We start from the raw sequence: 23,885 nt of genomic DNA on the forward strand, positions 1-23,885 counted from the left end.
TAACGTATATGAAGAAGACTGTCGAGGCAGGATTGAACGACACGTTCAACGGTTTGTGATATTGCGCTCGCTGCGCTTGACAGTATCAATCCGATAGATTTTTTTTTTCACATATCTACATTAGCGAATATAACACCTATTCTAGTAATCGTAGAGCGATGGATTCATTCCAGCAACAGCCGCCAACGCGAACGTGGCTTCGAAGTGGTCGTCGAGTCGGCTGCGCGTCGATTGGCGGACGAGCATCGGTCTCGTCGGCACGGTCGTGAAGTATCTCTCGGCGACCCTGCTCATTCCGCTCGCGGTGGCGCTTTTCTACGGCCGTGACGTGCTGACGTTCGCCGTCGCGTTCGTCGTCACCGTGATCGTCGGACTGGCGCTCGAACGCGTCGAACCCGAGCCCGATCTCGGCACGCGCGAGGGGTTCCTGATGGTCGCGCTCACGTGGCTCGTCGTCGCGCTCGTCGGTACCGTCCCCTATCTCCTCGCGGGGATGGGCACCGGATCGACGCTCGCCCACCCGATCAACGCCCTCTTCGAGTCGATGAGCGGGTTCACGACGACCGGCGCGACGATGATGGGCGAGATATCGTTCGCCCAGCACTCACACGCCCTCCTGCTCTGGCGACAGCTCACCCAGTGGCTCGGCGGCATGGGGATCGTCGTGCTCGCGGTCGCGATCCTCCCCGAACTCTCGGTCGGTGGCGCACAGCTGATGGACGCCGAAGCGCCCGGACCGGGCATCGAGAAGCTCACCCCGCGCATCGCCGAGACCGCGCGCGTGCTCTGGCTGGCGTATCTCGGCCTCACCCTCCTGCAGATGGTGTTGCTCTACGGACTGCATCTCGCCGGGCTCGCCCCGAACATGGGGCTGTACAACGCCATCGCGCACCCGCTCACGACGATGCCCACTGGCGGTTTCTCGCCCGAAGCCCGCTCGATCGAGGCGTTCTCGGCGGCGGTCCAGTGGCTCATCATCCCCTTCATGGCGGCCGCCGGGACGAACTTCGCGCTCATTTGGCACGTTCTGAGCGGTGAGCCACGCGAACTGATTCGTGACACCGAGTTCCGCTCGTACATCGGGGTCATTGGCGTCCTCACGGCACTCGTCGCGGGACTGCTGTTCACCGGGACGGGCATCGATATCGTCACCGATGCCGTAGCACCGATCATCGGCGAAGCCGAGGACTCGATCCGTCACGCCGCGTTCAACATCGTCTCGGTCATTACGACGACGGGCTACGCCAACATGGACTTCACCACGTGGAGCGATCCCGCACAGTATCTCCTTCTTTTTGCGATGTTCATCGGTGGCTCGGCCGGTTCGACCGGCGGTGCGATCAAGGTCGTCCGCTGGGTCATCATCGTCAAATCCCTCCGGCGCGAACTCTTTACGACTGTCCACCCTGAGGCCGTCTCGCCGGTTCGCCTCGGCGGCAGCATCATCGACGAACGCGCCATCCGCGGCATCTACGCGTTCACGCTGCTATACATCGTCTTCTTCTTCGTCGCCACCCTCCTGGTGGTTACCGACGCCTGGCGGATCGGCCAGCAACTCCCTGCTTTCGAGGCGATGAGTGCCGTCGCTGCAACCCTCGGCAACGTCGGTCCCGGCTTTGGCGCTGTCGGCCCGATGAACAACTACCTCGCCTTCCCGGCCAGCTCGAAACTGCTCATGACGTTCTTGATGTGGATCGGTCGGCTCGAAATCCTGCCCGTGCTCGTGCTGCTCACGCCGTCCTACTGGCGTACCTAGTGAGCCTGCCAGTTGATTCGCTCCTGAGGCCCAAACAGTTCTACAGGCCACCGATGGTAATGGGAAATGAAATAGTTGGTTGTAGACTCGTTACCTCGCGAAGGCTGTGTAGTAACTTCGGTAGAAACTCGAAGACCGAGTGGAGAGCGTAATCCATTTCTTCGACAATAGATGTCATTTTCTACATTTATTACGTAAAGTATAAATGAATTTTACACTGGAGGAGTTGATTCCGACCCGAGTCGTGCATGAGCAATCTACCTGCCTAACTTCAGATACGACGAATACTGCTCCGAGTATGATGAGTGCCTCCGGCTTGATTGAGGTGACTTCGAGGATGGTAGCCCCAAGCAACACCCCGCCGGGAACACGCACATCGAGTAACTCACGCAATCGGTCTTTCCCGCCCTCGATAGCGTCTGTGGTGATATTCCGTTCCGAGTTGCTCATCTGATTTGGTTATATTCTCTCATCTGACATAGGGATGATGGTGCGGCCCGGGGTTTCACGTCGACAGAACGGCGATCCTCAATAATCACACGAGATTCACCCTCTCGTGTGCATATCCACCGCCGAAGCCCTTCGGTTCGTGTCCGCTCTCCGAGAGACGTCGGCCACACGTATGACGAGCGCATGACGCTGCGGCAGTTGATCGGTCGACCAGCACAGGTTTGAGAGCCTCGTGTGTACGAATCGGCCAGCGAATCCATACTGATGGGAAGTTCGCGTATCGGGAGGAACTCGTCGACGACGTCGCTGACCACTCGGGGAGAACACGCGCGTCGGCGCGGTTGAAGCCTCGTGTGAGTTCACGCAGGCGATGCTGCCGGCGCTCGCGGAGGCCGTCGAACACCCGGACATGACTGAGGAGCTGGCTGAGATATTGACCACGTGCGTCGTCGACGTCGAGTACCGCGTCGAGGCTGACGTGAGCGTTCGAGAGGGGGCACGAGAGACGTCAGACGGGTTCCATCCATCCCCCGGAGAGCCGATTCCAGCACCTCGTGTGGAAAGCGTATTCTTCCACGCTATCCCGGTCGCTGGTCCGTCTATGTTCCGCCTCGACCCGAACGTGGTCGATGTCTCTTTCGACGTACCCGCCGCAAATGGCACAGTGCATTCGTCTTTAGTTAGGACTCACACCCCGGTTGCGTAGCGGTAGCGAGCGTCTCTCGCAAGATCGGTCGTTGTTGGTGGATCTTCTGTGCATCTTCGATCAGCCGCTCCAACAACGGCGGTGGCGAGTAGCCCAGGTACTCGCCGAGTTCGTGGAGGATGAGCTGGGCGTGCGACCGGAAGGTCGCCGCCCAGCGTTCCAGTGGGAACACGATCTCGTCGTCAGCCTGCTCGGTGACCAGATCCAGCAGATCACGGCTCACCAACAGCGACAGCAACGCCGCGTACAGCAGAATCTCTACGACATCTGGATTGGTCGTGTCGAACTCGTCCAGTTCGTACTGCGTCTTCAACTCACGAAACAGTGTCTCGACCTCCCATCGGCACCGATACAGCGTCCCTAGATCCGCCGGGAGAAACTCTTCTCTCGGTAGATTCGTGATGTACAGGTGGTAGTCGTCGGCGTCCTCATTGCGGACGCCGACGACGCGGAATCGCTTCGTATCCCATGACCGCGTTCCCTCGTACTGACCTCGCTTGAACTCCGCTTCGACTTTTACGTCGATGTACTTCCGCGAGAGATCATCGATCACGTTGTGGATCTGCTTGCCTTCTAAGGGAATGGCGCGGCCGCGCCATTCCCGTAATTCCGCTGTTATCACCGGATTCGCGCTCTTCTTCAGCCGACTCACGAAGTAGCCGTCGTTCTCGTCGATCAACGCAAAGCGGCGGTACTTGAAGTACGCTAGATCGAGCAGAACGAGCCGTCCTTGCAGCCACGAACCCGTCTTGAACAACGTGCTGTCATGCGTTTTCTCGTCGGTTACGTCGAGCTGTTCGATAGTCTGGTCGGTGGCATTGTGGAGCAGGTGGAGCTTCGCTCCAGCCTGCTCCTCGTGACGGGCTTGGAACTCTTCAGAGAGAAACTCGTGCAACCGCAGCACCGTTCCATCAGCGATCATTACGTCTCTGAATCGGTCGATATCAGCGTCAACAGCGTCGGGAACAGCGACCTCGTCGAGGCCGCGCTCGACGAGGTCGCGGAGATACGCGGCGAGCGTAGGCGTCAACCGCTGATAGAAGCCGCCGGGTGAGATCGTTTCGTCAGCTGTCGAGTTGTAGCTGCGTCGGAAGCCAGCAAGTGTTCGGCTCTCGCCTGCGGCGAAGCCGAACACGAATGACCAGACGAGGACAGGAATCTGAAGGTCACGGTCACGTTCGACCACGCCGAGTTCCTCGGCGTGCTCTTCGAGATACTCGGAGGGAAACAGTGTAGTGAGCCGACGCATAATTCGGGATGAGGAGCCGTTGTCGTGCACAGACTCGGCTTCCTCATTCCTTCCAAAAACATTCCTCGATAAGCCGTCGCTGTCACGCGGTTCCTCGACTAACTAAAGACGGATAATGGCACAGTGTACCTTCGTCATTGGCCCTCTGTTTCGGTCTGATAGGTGGCGACCATGCTCAATCTTCCGGGCAGTCATCGAGCAATACGGGCGCAGAACGATCCTACTACAAACTAACCCCATCTTTGGTTTCGCTGGGAGAGAACGATTCAACAGCAGGCTTATACCGCTCGGAAGACTTTCTTTTTGATATGAGCCTCGAAGAGACAGTTGATTATCTTGCCGAGGAACTCGACCTCGAGCGAAGCGAGCACGTCCGAGAGGTCGGACAGTTAGTCGCAGAGCTTCGCGACTGATTAGAACAGTTCTCTGAAGTCCCGTTCGACGAGTCCTGTCTCCAGATACTCGATGAAGCCCTGCTTCGAGGGGCCTGATTGATCGATGAGTTTCTCTTTCGCTGCACGCTCAAGCACTGCACGAGCGAACTCCGTGCAGTGCTCTTCGTGGCGTTCAGCGTACTCCGAGAGGGCATCACGCCAGTGCATATCCAAATCAAACTCGGCTAATCGGATCTGGATTCCGTCTTTCCGCTCGGCGAGGTCGACACCGAGTTCTGCGAGATGCTTGAAACGAACGTTGTTCCGACGGACCGTGATGAGCCGCTTAGAGTCGACGATATACGGATCGACCCACTCCTGCCAGGCCTCGTCGTCGAGGTGAGTGCGTGGCATCGCGAAGTCTGCATCCACGCTCTCGATGCAGAACTGTAGCATGGCGATTCCCGTTCGGTGATTCGCGTTCGGGAGGGAATGACGGAGAATCAAGTTCGACATCAACTCGCCTGCCACCTCCGGGAGTGGATTCTCCCAGGAAACGTGCTCCAGCGCCTGCTCAATCTTCTGCGGTTCGAACTCTTTGTAGAGGTGAAATTCATCCGCTTCTCGGACGTCCACAGCGGCTTCGAGCAATTCCACTAATCGAAAGGCGACGACTTGTCCTTCGTGGGAGAGCTCGGCAATTCGGTCGCTGAGCCACTCCTCATCGAAATCCATGTCTCTGGCAGCTTCGATCTCTGTCTCGCTCTCGTAGAGCACGTAGACGGGAGTATCAAACGGGTAACCCATGAGCTTGGTCGCGCCGTCCAGTTCTTCCCGTCGGGAAACCAAACCCGCTGGAGAGGCCGAACTGTATTTCAGCGAAAAATTCTCTGCCTCAGGGTGGTGGTAGTGGACGACGCGACCCATCTCTACTGTTGTCGTCGTGATGGACTGGCAAATCAGCTCTGCATTCTTCAGTTGCAGCGTGGCAGTTCCTACTCAGTGAACAACGGAGGCTGCCTGAACTGCATACTTCTCTGCGAGATCAACCACATCGTAGACGTGAATACCGGTTTTGAACCAAAGCAGCCTCTCAGCCCCGAGATCGATGTCCTCGCTCGTGCAGTCCAGTTCCTCGGATACCGCGAGCACCAGATTCTCTACATCGGCCTGCTGGATCTTGTCGAGTTTCTCCTCAAGATACTCGGGCGTCCAGAAGCCCACTATCTCGAGGATTGCCCGCCGGCTGTCAGGATGTTCCAGCGCGAAATCCGGTAGCAAGACCTCGGCACCCAGATCGATCACGTCGTCCTCGCGGACCAACTCCCAGTCGGTGTTCGCACGCTCCCACTTGTCAGCGAGCGTGCGTTCGAGGTCGCTGTCGTACCGGCTCCCACCGCTGTAGTGTGTTTGGAGCCCAGCCGTCTGATCCAATGTGAGCTCGCGTGTTTCGTTCGCTGACTCGTCGACAAGAATCTCCGCCGTGAGGTCCCACCGTTCACAGTGAGGCAACGCGGGGAGGAAATTCGCCATCCGAATACCGTACTTGCGCGACTGCCGGAACAGCGAGGCCGGACCGTCCAGGATCGCTTCGTACCCAGCTGCGAGGTCCGTGCTCGACACGCGCTCGCCATGTTCGTCGATCGGATAGATCCGGTGCATCAGCCCGAACAGCTTCACGTAGCTGAATACCGTCGCAAACTGATCCCAGACCCGAATCCGCAGTTCGGTTGCGTCGTAGAGCACTGCCTGTGCGAGCGCGAGGTTATACCGGTTCAGCAGCCACTCAACGGTGAGTGCCTCACCTTTGTACGCCTCCTCGCTTTGACCCGTCAACTGGGTCGTGCTGGTCGTCCCATCTGTATCCAGTTCGACCGACTCGGCGATCTGGTCGCCGAAGCGCACGAGCCGATTGTTCGCGTCGAGATCCGCGTACATCCCCTGATGGCACTCCGCAAGCGAGATGCCGAGTTCGTCGGCGACTGCCGTGTAGACATCGAGCTTACGGGTATCCTCGTCGAGCGTCGGCTGCCGAACGATCGGATAGGAGTCGTTCGCACGCTCGAACAGTCGTTGACGGATCTCGTACGGCTCGGCTGCCGCCACCGTCTCGAAGTCGCACTCGTCACGCAGCAGTTTCGCCAACCCCTGGATGATCTTGTAGTCGGTATCCGCCACCGTCAGCTGGTCGATCGCGGTGTCGAGGTCGGCCTTCGGATCACCCACGTGCGTCTCGAATAGCTCGACCAACTCGCTCGCCGTCTCTCGATACCGAGCGTCGTCGGGATCGATGAACAGCGGGGTTACCTCGCCGTCAGATGTCCGTGAGCGCGCGAGGTCCGCTGTCAGCATGGCTCATGTTCCATCATGGTCTGGTCACGCTCCTGCCTCGACACCTTCACGGCGACGCTGGGAGACGTAGTTCTCCATCGTGTCTGTGGCGATGATCTCGTAGAGTCGTGCGGGCTGGCGTTCGTCGGTGGGCCGCAGGATGCGACCAAGACGCTGGGCGTACTGGCGTTTCGACGCGCTGCCAGAGAGGATGATTCCGACGTTGGCGGCGGGCACGTCGATGCCCTCATCAAGCACCTGCGAGGTCGCCAAGATCGAATACTCGCCGCTGCGGAACCGTTCGAGGATCTCTGTGCGCTCGTCGGTCTTGGTTTGGTGGGTGATACACGGCACGATGAACTCTTGGGAGATCTCGTAAGCGAAGTCGTTGTTCGCGGTGAAGATGATCGTCCGATCGTCGTGATGGCGTTTGAGCAGCGTATCCAACGTGTCGAGTTTCTTCGCGGCCGTGCGCGCGAGATCCTCGGCACGCTGCTTGGCGATCAGTGCCCGCCGACCATCTGAATCGTAGGAGGTGTGCGCGAGGAACTCCTGATAGCCTTCGGCTTTCCAGAGGTCGAAATCGTGCGTGTCGACGTACTCGCGATAGAGGCCGTACTCCTCGTCGTATTGGGAGCGCTCGTCGTCGGTCAACTCAACCTGCATATGGATGGTCTCGTACTCGCTGAGGTACTCACCGGCGAGTTCGTCGACCGCCTCTTCGTAGACGACTGGGCCGATGAGCCCCGTCTCTTCGAGGAGTTCGTGAGCATCGTCGGCCCGTTCGTAGGTGGCCGTCAATCCGAGGCGATACGGAGCGATGGCCATCTCGGGGATCTGTCTATAGGTCGGGGCTGGCAGGTGGTGAATTTCGTCCGCGATCAGGAGGCCGAACTGGTCGCCGTACTCGTCGATATAGCGATACGCGCTGTCGTAGGTCGTCACCGTGATCGGCCTGATTTCATGCGTCCCGCCACCGAGCACGCCGATCGCCTGTTCGGGTCCGTCCCCTCCCTTGTGGGGCAGTTGGTCGCCGAAGGCGTTGGTGAGCGTCGCGTGCCACTGGTTCATCAGGTTGATCGTCGGCGCGACCACGAGCGTCCCGACACCAGCATCCGCGATCGCCTGGATGCCAAGAAACGTCTTCCCGCTCCCGGTCGGGAGCACGACACTGCCTCGTCGGTCATGGGTTCGCCACGCATTGAGCGCCGCCTGCTGGTACTCGCGTGGCTCGATCTGGAGCGCCGGGTCGAGCGCAAGGGCAGGATACGCCCGGGCCGCGTCCTCGGCCGCAACAGTAGTCGACTGGATGGTTTCCTGCTGAGCTGGTTTCTCTACCGTAGAACCGGAGGTATTGCCATCCCATGCATCGACCCATTCGAGGAGGCTACGATAGCGATATGCGGGCGCGCGGTACTCCTTGACCCGGTCGTCCCACTCCACATATGGAACGTCCTCGCTGGCCTCTGGAAGTAGGAGCGTGCCCTCCTCGAACTCGATCCGCATCTGAGAGATACCACAGTCGGGACCCGAATAAGCCATACTAATTACTTGACTTCGCACGTTAGACGAACACCCCCTCGATCTGGTGCATGAGTTCGTCGGTGTCGCGGTCGGGACTGTTGAGTGCCCAGGAGAGAAGGTTCTGAACGCTTTCGCGGAAGGAGCGCTTGACGTCGTTGCGGAGTGAGCTCGCGCGTGCGAGAACCGTTCCAAGAGCGCTGTCTGCGGCACCGAGCTTCAGGAGGCTGTAGGCCAACATCAGCAGGTGCCAGTGCCGACTGGCACCTGCGGCGTGTCGGAGCTCGCAGTCTCCCAAACCGAGGTCCTGCTTGGTGTCCCTGAAGAACGTCTCCACCCGCCATCTCATCGCGTACAACTCGATGAGATGGCTTGCCGGCGCGTCGATCTTGTTCGAGACGATGTACTTCACGCTCGTCTCGCCCTCTTCGCCCGATTCCTTTTCGGTGATCAGCAACTTCACCTCCCCAAGACGGCTGACATCGCGTTTCTGCGTCCAGATGTGGTAGGTTTCACCTTCGATGGTGCGTGGGACTGTGTCGATGCGCTCGGCAAGCGCATCGATACGGATTCGTTCACCACCGTAGGTTACGCGTGCGTTGCTTTTGACCACTGAAACCCACTCTTTCCCGTAGGTTTCGAGATGGGTGACGAACTCTTCGGAGCAATAGCTCGTGTCGAAGAGATAGGTGTCCGCCGGGACACCTATCTCGATGAGTTCGTCGACGAGTTCGATGGCTAGCTCAACGCGTCGCTGTGCATCTTTTTCGTAGAGTCGGAAGCCGAGCGGGTAGGTGGTTTTTTCGTCGGCGTACAGCGCGTAGATGAGGTTCTGTCCCCAGATGTATCCTGGGACGGTGTAATCGTAGAATTTCCCGGCGTTGGGGATGTTCTCACCGACTTTGTGCGTGAAGGTGTCGTCGATGACGACGACACCTTCACTGCTCCATCTGGTATCGTCGGCTTGCTGGAGCAGTTCGAGTCGTTCTCGGTTGAGTTGGTTTTCGTCCCAGTCGTACTCGGTGAGGAACTTGTTGAGTGCGCGTTCGCTCTTCGCCGGAAGAACGTGGTTCGAGATGCCTTGGACGGTCTTGTTGCTGGCGGCAACAAGACCTGTCACGTAGGTCTTGGCGTGGTGTTTCTGCCTCGTCGAGAAACACTCCAACTGGTCGATTGGCTCAGTACACGACAGGAACGACGTGATCGGTAGCATCGGCGTTTCACCCGCTCTCTACGCGCTCAGGCTACATAACGTGCGAAGTCAAGTAACTAGACAGCGCCACAAGAACACATACGACAAGTAATAATCACGGACATGCCCGTACTGCACATTTGGTGAAGAGTTCGAGTCAGACACCAGTCAGATTTCGAGCGGTATTGACCCGCTTGGGGATATGAGTAACAAGAACGACGTGAATGATGTGACAGTAAGCCTGCTCGTAGCATCCAAACACGACGGGAGCCTTGTGAGCGTGGGTAGGGCTACTTTCGGTGGTCCACCTGATCGGAGTGCGGGTGAGAAGCCATTCGGAAAGGTAGAAATGAAAAAGAGTGTTTCGAGCGGTTCTGCAGATTTGTGATTAGCTAGATCTGATTTTGCTCTTTGGTGGTGGACGTGTAGAATTTCACACGATATGTGAGCGTTACTGCTCGGACTATTGTTCCCACAATTACGAGGAACACCACGTATGAGAGAATTCCATCCGAAGGTATCGAACCGCTTGTCTGAACAAGAGCATTTTGTAGTCCTTCGACCGTCGTTGGAGTTCCGAACAGCAACCAATTCCCTGGGATCGCAACGACCGCACCAATGAGATTGAACAATATACTGAATCCAAGGACACTCGAGATGTTCTGGCGGACAACCGAATAACTGTACTTGAATGCACCTACAGCACCGGTATCGCTCACGACAACAGCGAGATCGAAAAATTGGAGGAAAAATAGTGGTAGTATGAAAAGTAGTAGAACCAGCGCAGCAATAACAACTCCAGCCCCGATTGGCCCAACCCCAGACAACGCGAAGATGCCGGCAAACGCTCCCCCAAGACCGATAATGGCTCCGAGAATGCCGAACAGAACTCTTTGTAGTATCGTTGCACCTAGGAGCGTCACGTAGTATTCCCGGCCTTTCGCAAAGATCGTTGAAAGGGTTGCGTCAGCGGTAAGTGATCGATCAATAAGACCAATCACCCCGGCAGTGAAAAACGGTGTCACAAGGAAAAACACAACCCCAAAGACGAGAATTCCGACTGTACTCAGCGTCTGCGCAACAGAGCTGATAGCACCGACGACAATGAGTGCGAAGACCCCGGCGAAGATGACAGGGTTACTCCGAAGCGTTTCGGGCGTGTTCTTGAGAGCAGAGATTGCACCCATATGTTCTCTTAGCTGTTGGAATGGTATAAATTCATGTGAAATTGTTCTCTTACGGCGATTTGTTAACCTCAACAGTCACTGAGATTGATGCCAAAACAGATCTACTAAACAACCGAGTTCAAGAGTGCCGTCGAAGATGCTATCTATCATCTAATACGATCCTGACGGCCGGATTCTTGCCGTACTGGCCCCGAGATCGATCTGGGGTCGGGCATGCATATCAATGCCCACCCCGCCGAAGCGGATTTTCGGATAGCTGAAACCATGCCAACCGTTCTATGACACCCTTTCGCTGTGCATTCTGTGTATGGCTCTCTTAGATCGTCATTTCTTTTCCGTGAATCTACTTTCAAATCTTCTCTCACTCATTACGCCGTGCGAGCGCAATTCTGGTATCATGAGTTCCGAGAAATCATCCTAATGTTCGGTATCTCGAACATCGAACAACTTTGTGTGAAACTGTGATCACCGCGCCGTACCCCAATTCAACATGGCATCTATGTGCCGCCTATAAATGGCCACAACGATGTTCATTCAAGTGACTGACTAGATATATCTCGAGCACCGTTTTCATAATGCCTGATGTGAACGGGAGTAGATTTATGTATTAGCGGAATGTCGCAATTTGTGACGTATGTCAAAAGAACACGTGAAGCGTGGTGCGATCGTTGTAATCGCACTGTTGACGGTCATCGGGATGACCGCGACACCGGTGCTTGCAAACGACACTTCAGCCACTAACGACTGTGATCTGGTGGATGTCGATGGTGACAACAACAAGGTAAACGTCGACATGCAGAACAGTGACGTGAACATCGATTGTGGAGGCGGCGGTGGCGCTGGTGCTGCCAGTGGTGGCAGCGCTGACGACGCCAGTACGTCTGACGGTGGAGACGCTGCTGGCGACAGCGGCGATATGTCGGTCAACGTGAACGGCAAACAAGTCGACGTCAACGGTGATGAAACGGATGGCGGCGATGCCGGTGACGGAGCGGACGCTAGTGCCCAAGCGGATGCTAGTGCCCAAGCAGACGGAGGCGATGGCGGCGATGGTGGCAACGGTGCGGATGGCAGCGACGGAGCGAGTGGTAGCGATGGGTCGGACGGCGGTAACGGCGCGGGCAGCAGCGATGGTAGTGACGGTGCAGACGGCAGCGATGGTGCGAACACCGGTAATGGTGGAGACGACACCGCCAATACTGGCGACAGCGACAACGACCAGAACGTGGGCGACATCGACAACAGCTCCGTTCTGCAGTACCTCTTCAACTACGACTTCATCGATCAGAGCGAGGTCAACGCGGCGATCAACAACGAGAACATCTCCAACAGCACGATCATCAACAACATCGTCAACGGTGATCAAACGGTCAATCTGAACAGCGTGTACGTCGATAACAGCGTCACGAACATTGACAACAGCACGAAGATCGTTGTCAACAACAACGGTACGATCAACGTCATCAACGAGAACGGTCCCGGTGACGTGGAAACGCCACCTGGTGATGACGACACAACGACGCCGCCCGGCGATGGCGATGACAACGACACAACGACGCCGCCCGGCGATGGCGATGACAACGACACAACGACGCCGCCCGGCGATGGCGATGACAACGACACAACGACGCCGCCCGGCGATGGCGATGACAACGACACAACGACGCCGCCCGGCGATGGCGATGACAACGACACAACGACGCCGCCCGGCGATGGCGATGACAACGACACAACGACGCCGCCCGGCGATGGCGATGACAACGACACAACGACGCCGCCCGGCGATGGCGATGGGAACCTCACCGACATTTCGGTGACGAAGTCGGCAGGCAACGCCGTCATCGACCCCGACGCAAACGCGAACGTGACGGTCCAGTTCACGGTTACTGTGACGAACAACGGGAACGAGACCGCTGAAGACGTGGTGGTTCAGGACGAAATGCCACTGCTGAGTGAAACCGACCTCGCCGATCTCGAAACGAGCGCCGTCGTGCTCATTGACGGTAGCTCGGACAACGGTAACTACGATCCTGGAACCGGGAACTTCACGGTAGGATCACTCGCCCCAGGCGAGAGCGCAGAACTGGAACTCACTACTGCGGTCGTCATCGTCGGCGACTCTGAAGTGAACAACACGGCAACGCTCCTTACGGACGACACCACTCCCGACAACAACGTGGGAACGGTCGAGTTCGAGACGTTGGTCGGAGTGATCACGGAACCATTGGCAGACGTGTTCGAGAGTACGCTCGGGGAAGTACTCGATCCGGTGCTCAACGCGCTGGGAATCGACGACCTGACCAGCTTCCTCGAAGACGAAATCCTAGCGGGCAACGTCGACCTCGGTGAACTGGTCGATAGCCTCGATGGGGGTCTAACGGGAGTTATCGAGATCCTCGAAAACCTCACGGGTCAAAATTTCACTGGCGCGCTTCCAGCTGATGCTGGTGGTACCACATCGCAGGCAACCAACGGCTCATCACAGCTTGGATTCCCATCTGGTGGCCTCGCATTCGGTGGCCTCAGCGTCTTGGGAATGTTCGGTAGCGTCCTGCTGTTGCAGCGGCGCGACTGAACACTAACCGCGTTCCATTTTTGACGGCTGGTGTCGCTGCGACGGCGACACGCCCGAACGCGAAACAGCACAAAAATGAAAATGATTGGAAAATTCAACAAATTTCATTATCCATCACTGAGATGGTACAGCAGATCATGACAGCAAAACGATTCACAATACTACTCATTGCACTCTGTACGCTTGCGGGGGCCGCAGTCGGCGGTGTCGCTTCGATACCGGTGGCCGGACCAACCACGCCGACGAACATGGCTGGTTCCACGATGAGCGATGCCGGGGACACCAACGACTCCGCGGCCCGAACGAGCGACTGCGATGTCGTCGATATCGACGGCAACGCCAACACCGTCTCGGTCAACCTCACGAACAACGGTTCGGCTGACGACTCCAACGCGAGTGTACAATTACGCTGTGGCATCGGCAATGCCACGACGATCGATCACGATCTCATCGACATCGATGGCGACGACAACACGGTGCGCGTCACCATTGCCAGTGAGAACGGCTCGGTCATCATCGGTAACGGGACACGAACCCCTGGTCCGAGCCTCGGTGTCGCGCTCGGCTGTGGCGGCGGTGACGGGTTCACCGACTGTGACGCGGTCGATATCGACGGTGCCAACAACTCGGTCGAACTCGTCGTTCGAAGCGACAACGGACGAACGATCTACGAGTTCGATGCGAGTGGTACCGAACGCGGTGCGAACGACGAAGATGACGATGGTGACGGTCACGTCGACGAGGACGACGAGGGGAGTGCAGGCCCCTCCAACGATGACGACGACGGTGATGGTGCGATCGACGAGGACGATGAACCCGACGACGGCGACGACGGTACCGACGATTTCGGAGGGAACGCCGAAGACGATGATGATGGCGACGGTCACGTCGACGAAGACGACGAGTCCGACAGCGGCAACTCGGACGATGTCGACAACGATGGTGACGGTGCAACCGACGAGGACGACGAAGCATCGCTCCCGGAAGCCAACTCAACCGACGACTGAGGCGCAATCGTCGTTTCCATCGAACTCATTCTTGACTTCGCGTGACTTCGGGCCGCGCACTAACTATAAGCCGCTCGCAGCCGTGCTATTGTCATGTCCGAATCGAGCGAGACGGCGAGCGAGCCGTACCGAGTGTGCTCGAGACGGTCGTGACCGATCGCGGCGAGGGGACGGCAATCGTCTTCGCGCACGGGACGCTGATGGATCGAACGATGTACGACTCGCAGATCGACGCCCTCAGCGACGATTACCGGACGGTGGCCTACGATCTCCGGGCGCGGACCGACCAGTACGCGACCGAGTACGATCTCTACGATCTCGCCGACGACATCGTCGCTCTGACCGATGCGCTCGACATCGACACGTTCGTCCTCTGTGGGATGTCGATGGACGGGTTCATGGCGTTGCGGTTCGCCGAGCGGTATCCTGTACTCTGTTGAATAGAGGTACGGCGGCGGGATAGATCGTCACATCGGTAAGGCGAAGCCGAGGAAGACCGATATGGCGTAAGTGGATCTCCTCGACTTCTTGAGGGACTGTAAGCGGCTTGCCATACAAGCATTGGGACCAACGCGGGCAAGCCCACCTTCGGAGGTTGCCCGCTGGAAGCATCTCGTCATTCACGGATATCGGCTCGAAGACGACCACAGCTACCGTGAAACCAAGAATCGGTTCCGGTGTTTCAGCGAGCTGCGTGAGATTCTCGGACTCGGTCTCAACGATGCTCCAGACTACACGACGATCTACAAGTCGTTCGATCGATTCAAGATGACGATCTGGCGGGCGTTGCTCCGCGTTTCAGCGGAGCAACTCCTGCAGTCCGGTCACGTCGCTCTCGACAGTACCTTCTTCGAACGTAGTCACGCCTCATCGTATTGCCTTCATCGAGCAGATCGAGATGTACAGACACTGAAAGTTGCGACATTAACCGATACGGAGTCACCTGCTGCGTTGGATCTACAGTGTTCGGTCGAGTGGAAGCACGATACGAAGCTCGGATCGCAGGTTGTTCGGCGGAACGCCGACGACCTGCTCTCAGTCGCCGCTGACAAAGGATTTCACGACTGGATGAGCAAGTTCGAATTCTACACGCTCGACGTTGACCCGCTTGTTCTCGAACGCGGATCCTCACTGGAGACAGTTGGCCATAACGCGCTGATTCGGGACGCTGGATACTCTCAGCGGTGGATGTCCGAAACTTCGCACTCAACAACCAAGCGCTCGCTCGGCTCCGCCGTGCGAGCGCAATTCTGGTATCGTGAGTTCCGAGAAATCATCCTGATGTTCGCTATCTCGAACATCGAACAACTCTATGAGAAACTGTGATCACCGCGCCGTACCTCAATTCAACACGGCAGTCAAGACAGTGAAAGAGCAGACTAGTCGCTGCCGTAGCGATAGTCGGCGTGATCGCCAGCGAGTCGCTCCGCGAGGTACTCTCGGTCGTGCTCGCGAAGCTCTTCGATCGCCTCACCGGCCTCGGCAAATCTCTTCGTCTATCATGGTTCTCCGGTATCTCCAGGGACTACAGTGAACCCGAGCGTCCGAAAATCACTGTCGAACGCAAAGATGTGCTCGACGCCGCGATCATCGGCGAGCACTCCAGTTAGCTGATCCACGAGCGTTATCTCCTGATCGTCGTACCGGGCGAATTCATTGCGTGCAGCCGCGAACGTTGCAGGATCGGCCTGGATGACGTTGAAACTCCCCGCAGCGAGGATGTCACCAAGTGCTTGCGTAGCAGTCGCGTGATCAACCTTGTACAGTAACAGCGTTGCGAGCTCTGCGAGCACGAATCGAGTAGTGTACAGGGGTGAATAGGCGAGATCGCCTGTACGGATCGCTTGAAAGACCGCGCGAGCTGTCTCGTGGTACTCGTCACGCTCGTTGTAGTACGCGAAGAACGCCCCAGTATCGATGAACAGCGGGTCGCTACGCACGTCAACGGCACTCGCGGAGGTAGGATCGGTACCGGTGTCGGCGCTACTCATTCTAGCGCGTCGGCGAGATACTCGTCGGTCTTCGTGGCGTCCGTCGGTTCAGCCGACGATCCGGGGTCGGCATCCCAGAACCCGTCATCAGGATCGATCTCGGCCGTCGCGCGTTCTTCGTCGTCGAGCCACCATACCGCCACCGCGCCGATCTTCTTGCGGTGGACTCGCCCTGCCTCCTCCAGCTTCCGGAGACGCTGGTCGGCACTCTGACGCGCAATGCCGAGCTGGTCGGCTACTTCGCTTGTTCCCGCTGGATCGTGCTCACGAACGGCCTCCAGGATGTCTGCATCCGTGTGATCCGGAGCGTAACGCCCGCGCTCATCGCGTTCAGTCATACGACACGCTACACGCTCCGTCATGTTAAATCCATCTGCTACGGTGGCAGTCCGGGAAACAGACCCCACATGCTTCCGTCAGTCGTAGTCGCCGAGTCCAGTATCAGTATCTTCGGACGGTTCCTCAGCCTCTGAACTGCCGTCAAGACTGCTCTCCCCACTCTCTGCTCGTTCATCTGGTCCACCGTTCGCGCCAGCCTCGCCAGTCTCGCCAGGAGAGTGATCGACAGTTTCGACCGGATCGGGATCGCTGGCGGGCGAGTCGCCCGCAGACACATCCTGCTCTGCTTCGCTTGTAGTTGCACTCACAGAGTCGTCAGCGTCGGTGGCATCGAGACTTTCTAGCGCTTCGATGGCCGCCTCCCGATACGGAGCGAGCCGCTCACCGTATTCGTCGCGTGCCATCTGCGCGTAGTCATTGATCTCCTCGTCGAACGCTTGGAGTCGGTCGATCGTCTGCTCGACCGTTTCGACTACCCACCGGTCGCGGGTCGATTCCTCGACTTCGCTGATCGACTCCGGCCGCACGGCGACGTTCGTGTCGCCGTCGTCGGTCTCGTAACTGCGCGGCTTCCCAACCACTGTCACATACGTCGGCGTCTCGATCTGCCGCAGCGTGCTCGCCGCCTCCGGTTGATACTGGCCCGCGTAGACGTAGAACGTCCCCGTTGGATCAACCACCCGTCCCTGCCAGTATTCGCTGTCGGAGCCGACGTCCTCGGTCTCGGTCAGCGTCCCCGCGAAAAACAATCGGTTGACCCGATCGCCCGTCGGCAGTAGCGTGTAGTTCGGCGCGAGTTCATCCTCGGACTCTTTGAACGTGTATGTCGCGTCGTTGAACTCGCGAGCGAATAGCCGCTTGGCGACCTCTCGCCCCGTCGACTCACTCGTGTCTGGACTGGAGCTCATCTATAGCGACCTCGCTGTGATCAGCACTTCTTCGAAATCCATCCGCGCACCGAGCTTCTCGTACTCATCGACCAGCACGTATCGGCCGAGTTCTGGCCCGCTGACCCGGTAATACTGCCCGAGCACGTCCTCACTGATATCGTCGGCCACGACTGTCGTATCCAGCGCGTCCATCGCCCGCTCTTTGGCTTCATCGAGCGTGATGTCCGCAAACTCCTCGGTCATCTCCCGATTGAAAATCACCTCGTGAACCTCGCTCCCGCTATCGAGAACGCCTTTGATCCGAAGGTCGAACTCTCCCTCGACCTCGCCGTGTTCGGAACAACGCCCGTTCTGGAGTACGCGCGTACAGTCCTCCATGGGACAGCGCTTGATCAGCCCACTCCCGCTTTGGATATCGATCAGCGCACCCTCAATCTCGGTGGTGTTGTCGCCGACCTCGATCTCTTCGTCCACTTCCTCGATGTGGTGGTCCGGTTGAGTTTCACCGAGAACTGACCCTGACACTCGTCGGTGACGACGTTGCCCAGTTGGTACACCGACCCTTCTTCGATCGTGGGCAAGTCGGATTTCGCCCACGAGGTGAATTTGATCCGCCCGGTTTCGTCGCCCACGAGGCCGACCTGTGCGATCGCATCGCTGCGTGGCTCCCACAGTTCGACGACCTTTGCGGTGATATCGACCCATTCTTCCGCCGCGTTGATACTGCCGATCTCGCGCTGTTCGTTCGCGTCACTCAGCGAGTCCTGATCGACGTCGGCCTCGTCGTAGTAGCTGCTGGTGACGCTGCGGCGCGCTTCCTCGATGGGCACTTGATACTCGTTGACCAGCGTTTCGAGGCGTTCTTCGACCTCCTCGACAGTAATCTCCAGCTGATCGGCGAACTGGTCGTGGATCTCTTCGGCGTGTGAATGCACTTCGGTCATGGGTTATCTGCCTCCGCGTGTGTTCGATGGGAGACGCTCATCGTTAACGTCTCCCGAGTAAAAAACCGCGGAAAGGACAGTGAAAGTGGATCGGGCCGAGACCCCCGGTAGTATGATTCTGGATCGGGAATTGGACGACACTCATCGCTCGGACACTGAGTACACGGACAAGCAATGTGTCACGGCATGATCGACACGCTCACAGGCGAGTTGCGATTCGTGAGATTGAGTTCACCCCGAGATACAACGGTATCTGGGATGAGTACTCCCCCCATTCAAGAACTGAAATCGATGCTCGACTCCGTTTTGAGGCTATGAGAGCGTCTCCTCAGTCATCGGTTCGATATGCGAGGCGTGGCCGGTGTCATGCGTGTGCGTTTCAGCCTGTGTTTCTGCGCCGACCCGTGAAGGGTGAAAGCCGTACTCTCCACACGACTCGCAGATGATCTTGTACATGGGTTGATTGCTCCGCGACCCACTATTATCATATACAATCATTAATGTTTTGGCCGTATTCACTGTCACTCATCGAACGAACTCGCCGGCGAGAACTCGGTCAACTCCTCGATTTCCTGTTCTAAGCGGTCGACTTCCTGGCGCAGGACATCCGCTTCGGGATCGTCGCTGACTGCCAAGCGGTCCTTGAGCCCCTGCAAGCGCGTCTCCTTGCGTTCGTCGTCCACCTCGGCTTTCCGCACGTACTCGCTCTCGGAGACATTGTAGACGGCCGATTCGGGCACTGAAACGACATCCAGCGCTTCCTCTACCTTGTTTCGATCGACGCCGAGCAGTCGCTCGCGATCGATGCCCGTCTCTGTGAACGCCTCGAGCACTTCTTCGTCACCTTTCAGCGAGCGGTTCCTCCGCGTTGTTCGCTGGACCGACCCGTACTGGCCGTGCACCGGCCGGTCGTGTCCGACCCGCTCCAAGAGCACGTCGGTCACATCCTTGCGCAGGTCGTTAGCGTTGCGCTGGACGTCCGACAATAACGTGTAGAAATTCACCAATACGGGCGTCTCGACGCTATCGAGAGCGCTCATGTCCTCGCGTTCGAGCGCGTCGATCAACAGCAGCATATCCGAGTAGACGTCGATCTCGGGTTCTTCGCGCTGGCTGTCCTGCTCGTCGTCCGTGCCCGCGCTCATCGACAAGTGGGGAGCCTCGTCCAGTACGGCACTCTCGTCGGCTTCGTCGAGTTCGGTTAGCGTGTTCTCGCGCTCGTCGAGTACGTAGCGCGGGTGCAGTGCGAGCACTGCCGCGTACGGTTCGGCTTGCGTCGGCAGTCGAGAGAGCTCGTACCCATCGGTTGCCTCGCGTGTGTGCTCGGCGAGCGCTGCGAACTGCTCACGCTGTAACGGTTGGGTATCGCCCGAATCGACGTCTTCGATGATGATTCGCTGATCCTGAACGTCGGTAATCCGGAATCGCTTTGACGCCAGCGGCGTGATCAGCGTCGCCTCCTCGGGCAGTTTCTCGCACCGCTCGATCAGCGTTCCCCACGTCGCTCCGAACGGAATCGCCATAGACGCCACTTAGACCGCCACTGTCTAAAGAACCAGTGACAACACGCCGGATTACGAATGGAATTCACCTGTCAGGCTGTCAACCACAGACCGCGATTCATTCGCCACTACTGTTCACTCGTCGGGCGGTCGGTGTGACGCGAATAGCCTCGCCAACCGTGTAGATATACCCACGGTTGTCAAGAATTTCCAGCGCTTCTTCAGCGTCGACTTTGTCGAAGCGCTCGTCGTCAGCAATCACGTCGATAGCTTCGTCCCTGAGAAGATCTTTGCCACTTCCACCAGCCGCGTCGGCCACCAGCGCGAGTGTGTCTTCGGCGAACGGCGGCAATCGCCGCTCTTCATCCATAGCCGCTGTTTTAGCTACCTGTATATGAATCTGTAGACACGGGGGGAACCCGATTAGATCCGGTCACCCATCAGTCATCTCCCGATCGATCTCCGTCCGAACGAACTGTTCAGAGATGACTGCATAGCGTATCGTTCCATCCTCTGTCTCGCGAACGCAGGCCGTACAGTATGTCATTCGGCGTTTGGTCCCATCCTCGAGAACGTACTCGTCGCTCCCGCGCTCGCTTGGATCTCTCGAACCACAGTTCGGACAGGGTGGAGGCTCGGTCACCTCGTCGCTCTCAGGACACATTGGGAGTGTAGGTGCGGGACAAATCGAAAACAGTCAGGCCTCAGCAGCCACGTATTGGTCTTCCCACTCGCGGCGGGCCTCGATCTCGCGATGTCCACGCTTGGTCACCTGGTAGTAGTTCGTTCGCTTGTCGAGTTCGCCCTTTTCGAGCAGTCCTTTGTCGACGAGCGTATCGAGATTCGGGTAGAGCCGCCCGTGGTGAATTTGACTCTCGTAGTACTCTTCGAGTTCGTCTTTGAGTGCCAGACCGTGCGGTTTGTCTTTGCCAGCTGCCACGTACAGTAGATCACGCTGGAAGCCAGTCAGATCATACATGTCCCAGAGGTGGTTTGTCTGTCAGTAAAATATACTGGTTTCAGATACCGAATGAACCCCGATTCGATTCAGACTTCGAATGGGCGCTGTGGCGTGCGACGGTGTAAATAGCGTGCAGCCGAGGGAACCGTATGCAAGATCCACACGAAAAGACGCTCAATCCTCTGGTTCCGTCGCTCTTCATCAAAGCCGTCCAAGATCGCCTCCGCAGTTACAGCGGGACGCGGCTCTCGCAGCCGCGTCCCTGCCCCGATTGCGGCGATCAGAACTACCGCAAACACAACATCGAAGAACAGGTCTTCGCCGTCCTCATCACTGAGGACGGCTTCGAGGAAATCACGGTCGAATACCGCCGCTACTGGTGCAAGAACTGCGGAAAGCCGACGCTTCCAGATATGACGCCGCTATTTTACGAAGGCTGCCACTACGGCAAACCGATCGTAGAACTGTGCTTGTTCCATGCGGCGGAGAATCCGTTTCACGCCAGTGAACGGATTCTCCAAAATCAGTACGGGATTCAGGTCGATCGAGACACGATTCAACGCTACGCCGAGCGGTTCGGCGACAAAGTCGCCGACCGCCACGGCGTCAAGATCGCCGACTCGACGGTTTCGATGAACTTCCTCTCGCTACTGTTCGGCGTCAGCACCGTTGACGAACTCAAAACCGAGTACGCCGACGAACTCGACGATGAGGAAATCAACGGTCTCGTCGGTGTCGCCGACGAGACCTATCCAGCGAGGAAAGGCGCGAAAAAAGACCTCTACGAGGAGAACATGCGTCGCAAGCAGAACGGAAAACAGCCCAAGAAGTGGCCGGAAGGATTCACCGTTGGAAGCTCGTATCTGCCGCAACTGGACTGTTTCGCTGGACTCCAGTGTCGGAACACGGCCTTCGCGCGAGCGCTGGCGCTCGCGCTCATCTTCCCACTCCGAGGTGTGGATTATTGGCTCACCGACGATCACGACTCCTACAACGACATCTTGCCGAATCGGGTGAAGTGTCTGGTCCACAAGCTCAGGACACGCGCTCGCGGCGACGAGCGCGTGTCCGAGTTGCACAAAGCGGGTGAGTTAGACGAACTCCGCGAATATCTCGAAGAGGAGTACGAAATCGCCTACGAGAAGCTAGTGGCAACACTCAGAGAAGAACAGCCAGCGTTCTGGGACGAAACGGAAGAAGAATTCACCGGGCCAGTGAGTACGAATGCGATAGAGGGCGGAAACTGGCGGCTCAAGTATGGTCTCGGCGTTCCGTACGCGCGGTGCCAGTCGGCACGCGCGCGTACAGCATTATTGGTCGCGTCGCAGAATCCTTTAGAATCGGGACGATATCCGTCAGCAAGAAGCCGTAGCTGATACCTGAAAGGAAGGGGACTACTCTGATGTTGAGATGAGAGAGTCCCCGATTCAAATCACACTCACCGTTCACTTGGTACTGTCCATTGATCTGACCGAACAGTATCCACTCGCTGCTGTTGCCGAGGTACTCACCCAGCAGAGTATCGAATCCGCCCTCCTTGAGACACTCATCCAAAGCCTCAACGAGCACCTCGTTGAGGCGTACTGCGGCGATAAACACGCACACGGCAACGGTACCAACCGATTCCAACGCTCCGCTACCTCCACTCGCTCGGCGGTTACCACCGCCGGCGAGCACCAATTCACTCTCGACTACGTCGAAGACACCGCTACTGACGACGAGAACCCCTCTCACTTCCGCCCTATCGAAGACCTCGTCGATTTCGATGGAAAGAAACGCTATCAACAGGATATCTCCGCTCACAGCGTCGATCTCGCCACCACGCTCTCCTACCGCGACGCTGCTTCTCACGGCGACGGCTTCGACAAGATGCCGTCGCCGGACACCATCCAGCGCCGTGTCGAAGAATACGGCGACGAACTCACCGAGTTCGTTGCCGACCGTCTTCCCGGCACAGCAGCCGACACTGTCGTCCCTGACGGCACGAAATGCTACAGTCAGGACGACGACCGCGACTACCACGACGTCCAAGTTACCCTCGCAGAAGACACCGCCGAGAACTCGCGGTCGTTGCTGGATGTCTCGGTTAACGCTGACTGGGATGAGACAGCATCCTCACTGGAGGCAATAGACGCGATCACTGACGACGCGAGGGTCGTCAGTGACGCTGAAAATCGTCTCGTCACAGCCTTTACCGACGGAACACGCAAACACCAACTCGATCTGTCCCACGTTCCACGAACACTCAGCTACATGCTCTGGGACGACGGCGCACTCTCATTAGATGACCGCAGGGAGGTCACTTCGGAAGTTGCAGGTGAGCTGTTCCATCTCAAGAACTCCGTCGAGAAGCATCGTCCAGAGGAGGAACGTTCGGCGATCCGCGAGCGGATCGACCGAACGGAAGAGAGGATAGAAAAGACGGCATGGCAGTTAGAGCAGCTATCCTCGCCGAAAGCAGCAGAGTATCTCCGGAGTGGGTTGCCATCGATAGTAACGTTCGCCGAGGATGCACTCGACGGGTTCGAGGTACCGTGGACCTCGAACCCAGTCGAACGGGCAATGGGTGAAGTCGCCAAACGGTGCAAACGTGATTGGATGCGGTGGACGGAAGACGGGTTAGAGGCGCTGCTTCAGCTGCGACTCGTGAAGTACGCGAATCCAGATTACTACCGCCAGTTCTTCGATAATTTCCTCCAGCGGTCAACCCACAACAAGATACGCTGCACTGTTTCGGTCACAGTCACTGGAGGTGAAGTCTAAACGGTCTTGCGACGCGACCCATATTTCTGATTATTGACGAACCATCGAAAGCATTCCGACCGCCTGCCGCTACGCCTGTCAGTGATACTTTCACCCTCTGTACGTGCTGTTTGTCTAATGACCAGGAAAAGACATGATAACTGGTCT

19 protein-coding genes and 3 pseudogenes are annotated in these 23,885 nt (G+C 57.6%); 9 read left to right on the top strand and 13 right to left on the bottom strand.

The window, feature by feature from the left end; translation table 11 throughout:
- Positions 1 to 193 precede the first annotated feature (193 nt).
- On the top strand, positions 194 to 1,756 hold the full coding sequence (locus tag NO363_RS10325) for a TrkH family potassium uptake protein (RefSeq protein ID WP_256684900.1): 1,563 nt from the start codon (positions 194 to 196) through the stop codon (positions 1,754 to 1,756).
- A gap of 820 nt (positions 1,757 to 2,576) precedes the next feature.
- A complete protein-coding gene (locus tag NO363_RS10330; RefSeq protein WP_256684901.1) occupies positions 2,577 to 2,912 on the top strand; it encodes a hypothetical protein in 336 nt (111 codons plus the stop codon).
- On the opposite strand, the gene NO363_RS10335 is transcribed toward NO363_RS10330, so the two are convergent.
- From NO363_RS10335 to NO363_RS10360, 6 genes are all read right to left on the bottom strand, one after another.
- Positions 2,887 to 4,161 (bottom strand): IS4 family transposase, encoded by a 1,275-nt coding sequence (locus tag NO363_RS10335; protein ID WP_256687958.1) that lies wholly within the window; start codon positions 4,159 to 4,161, stop codon positions 2,887 to 2,889. The genes NO363_RS10330 and NO363_RS10335 overlap by 26 nt on opposite strands.
- Before the next feature lie 413 nt (positions 4,162 to 4,574).
- Positions 4,575 to 5,462 carry a DUF8172 family protein gene (locus tag NO363_RS10340; RefSeq protein WP_256684902.1) on the bottom strand — a complete coding sequence of 296 codons (888 nt, stop codon included), beginning with the start codon at positions 5,460 to 5,462 and terminating at the stop codon, positions 4,575 to 4,577.
- A 72-nt stretch (positions 5,463 to 5,534) separates the two neighbouring features.
- The gene (locus tag NO363_RS10345) at positions 5,535 to 6,887 is read right to left on the bottom strand and encodes a DUF790 family protein (RefSeq protein WP_256684904.1); all 1,353 of its coding nucleotides are present in this window, start codon (positions 6,885 to 6,887) and stop codon (positions 5,535 to 5,537) included.
- 24 nt (positions 6,888 to 6,911) lie between these two features.
- Positions 6,912 to 8,372, bottom strand: coding sequence for a DEAD/DEAH box helicase family protein (locus NO363_RS10350; RefSeq protein ID WP_256684905.1), 1,461 nt, complete (start codon positions 8,370 to 8,372; stop codon positions 6,912 to 6,914).
- A 58-nt stretch (positions 8,373 to 8,430) separates the two neighbouring features.
- Positions 8,431 to 9,600, bottom strand: coding sequence for an IS701 family transposase (locus tag NO363_RS10355; RefSeq protein WP_256684906.1), 1,170 nt, complete (start codon positions 9,598 to 9,600; stop codon positions 8,431 to 8,433).
- A 371-nt stretch (positions 9,601 to 9,971) separates the two neighbouring features.
- The gene (locus NO363_RS10360) at positions 9,972 to 10,766 is read right to left on the bottom strand and encodes a DUF7847 domain-containing protein (protein WP_256684907.1); all 795 of its coding nucleotides are present in this window, start codon (positions 10,764 to 10,766) and stop codon (positions 9,972 to 9,974) included.
- 342 nt (positions 10,767 to 11,108) lie between these two features.
- Here NO363_RS10360 and NO363_RS10365 point away from each other — a divergent pair.
- From NO363_RS10365 to NO363_RS10385, 5 genes and pseudogenes are all read left to right on the top strand, one after another.
- Positions 11,109 to 11,231: pseudogene (locus tag NO363_RS10365) on the top strand (IS5/IS1182 family transposase); the annotation flags it as partial.
- Positions 11,232 to 11,400: 169 nt separating this feature from the next.
- Positions 11,401 to 13,341, top strand: a complete 1,941-nt coding sequence (locus tag NO363_RS10370) for a hypothetical protein (RefSeq protein WP_256684908.1) — start codon at positions 11,401 to 11,403, stop codon at positions 13,339 to 13,341.
- 263 nt (positions 13,342 to 13,604) lie between these two features.
- Positions 13,605 to 14,348: a hypothetical protein gene (locus NO363_RS10375; protein WP_256684909.1), complete on the top strand. Its 744-nt coding sequence runs from the start codon at positions 13,605 to 13,607 to the stop codon at positions 14,346 to 14,348.
- 93 nt (positions 14,349 to 14,441) lie between these two features.
- A pseudogene (locus NO363_RS10380) lies at positions 14,442 to 14,776 on the top strand (alpha/beta fold hydrolase); the annotation flags it as partial.
- Between the two features lie 82 nt (positions 14,777 to 14,858).
- On the top strand, positions 14,859 to 15,674 hold the full coding sequence (locus NO363_RS10385; protein ID WP_256684911.1) for a transposase: 816 nt from the start codon (positions 14,859 to 14,861) through the stop codon (positions 15,672 to 15,674).
- A 173-nt stretch (positions 15,675 to 15,847) separates the two neighbouring features.
- Here NO363_RS10385 and NO363_RS10390 read toward each other — a convergent pair whose 3' ends face one another.
- The 7 genes and pseudogenes from NO363_RS10390 to NO363_RS10420 form a co-directional block, all read right to left on the bottom strand.
- Positions 15,848 to 16,339 carry a type II toxin-antitoxin system VapC family toxin gene (locus NO363_RS10390; RefSeq protein WP_256684912.1) on the bottom strand — a complete coding sequence of 164 codons (492 nt, stop codon included), beginning with the start codon at positions 16,337 to 16,339 and terminating at the stop codon, positions 15,848 to 15,850.
- Positions 16,336 to 16,677 (bottom strand): winged helix-turn-helix domain-containing protein, encoded by a 342-nt coding sequence (locus NO363_RS10395; protein ID WP_256684915.1) that lies wholly within the window; start codon positions 16,675 to 16,677, stop codon positions 16,336 to 16,338. Before NO363_RS10395 ends, NO363_RS10390 begins: the two co-directional genes overlap by 4 nt.
- Before the next feature lie 78 nt (positions 16,678 to 16,755).
- Positions 16,756 to 17,586 carry an RPA family protein gene (locus NO363_RS10400; protein ID WP_256684917.1) on the bottom strand — a complete coding sequence of 277 codons (831 nt, stop codon included), beginning with the start codon at positions 17,584 to 17,586 and terminating at the stop codon, positions 16,756 to 16,758.
- A pseudogene (locus tag NO363_RS10405) lies at positions 17,587 to 18,512 on the bottom strand (replication factor A).
- A 521-nt stretch (positions 18,513 to 19,033) separates the two neighbouring features.
- Positions 19,034 to 20,035 (bottom strand): DUF7983 family protein, encoded by a 1,002-nt coding sequence (locus NO363_RS10410; RefSeq protein ID WP_256684919.1) that lies wholly within the window; start codon positions 20,033 to 20,035, stop codon positions 19,034 to 19,036.
- A gap of 97 nt (positions 20,036 to 20,132) precedes the next feature.
- Positions 20,133 to 20,384 (bottom strand): Rossmann-fold NAD(P)-binding domain-containing protein, encoded by a 252-nt coding sequence (locus NO363_RS10415; protein ID WP_256684921.1) that lies wholly within the window; start codon positions 20,382 to 20,384, stop codon positions 20,133 to 20,135.
- 327 nt (positions 20,385 to 20,711) lie between these two features.
- Complete coding sequence (locus NO363_RS10420) at positions 20,712 to 20,993, bottom strand: helix-turn-helix transcriptional regulator (RefSeq protein WP_256684923.1); 282 nt, start codon at positions 20,991 to 20,993, stop codon at positions 20,712 to 20,714.
- Positions 20,994 to 21,124: 131 nt separating this feature from the next.
- On the opposite strand from NO363_RS10420, the gene NO363_RS10425 reads away from it, so the two are divergent.
- Together NO363_RS10425 and NO363_RS10430 are read left to right on the top strand one after the other, a co-directional pair.
- Positions 21,125 to 22,351 carry a hypothetical protein gene (locus tag NO363_RS10425; protein WP_256684925.1) on the top strand — a complete coding sequence of 409 codons (1,227 nt, stop codon included), beginning with the start codon at positions 21,125 to 21,127 and terminating at the stop codon, positions 22,349 to 22,351.
- 49 nt (positions 22,352 to 22,400) lie between these two features.
- On the top strand, positions 22,401 to 23,738 hold the full coding sequence (locus NO363_RS10430) for an ISH6 family transposase (RefSeq protein ID WP_440939890.1): 1,338 nt from the start codon (positions 22,401 to 22,403) through the stop codon (positions 23,736 to 23,738).
- Positions 23,739 to 23,885 lie beyond the last annotated feature (147 nt).

Origin of the sequence: Halococcus qingdaonensis, assembly GCF_024508235.1 — an archaeon.
GTDB classification, from domain to species: Archaea; Halobacteriota; Halobacteria; order Halobacteriales; family Halococcaceae; genus Halococcus; species Halococcus qingdaonensis.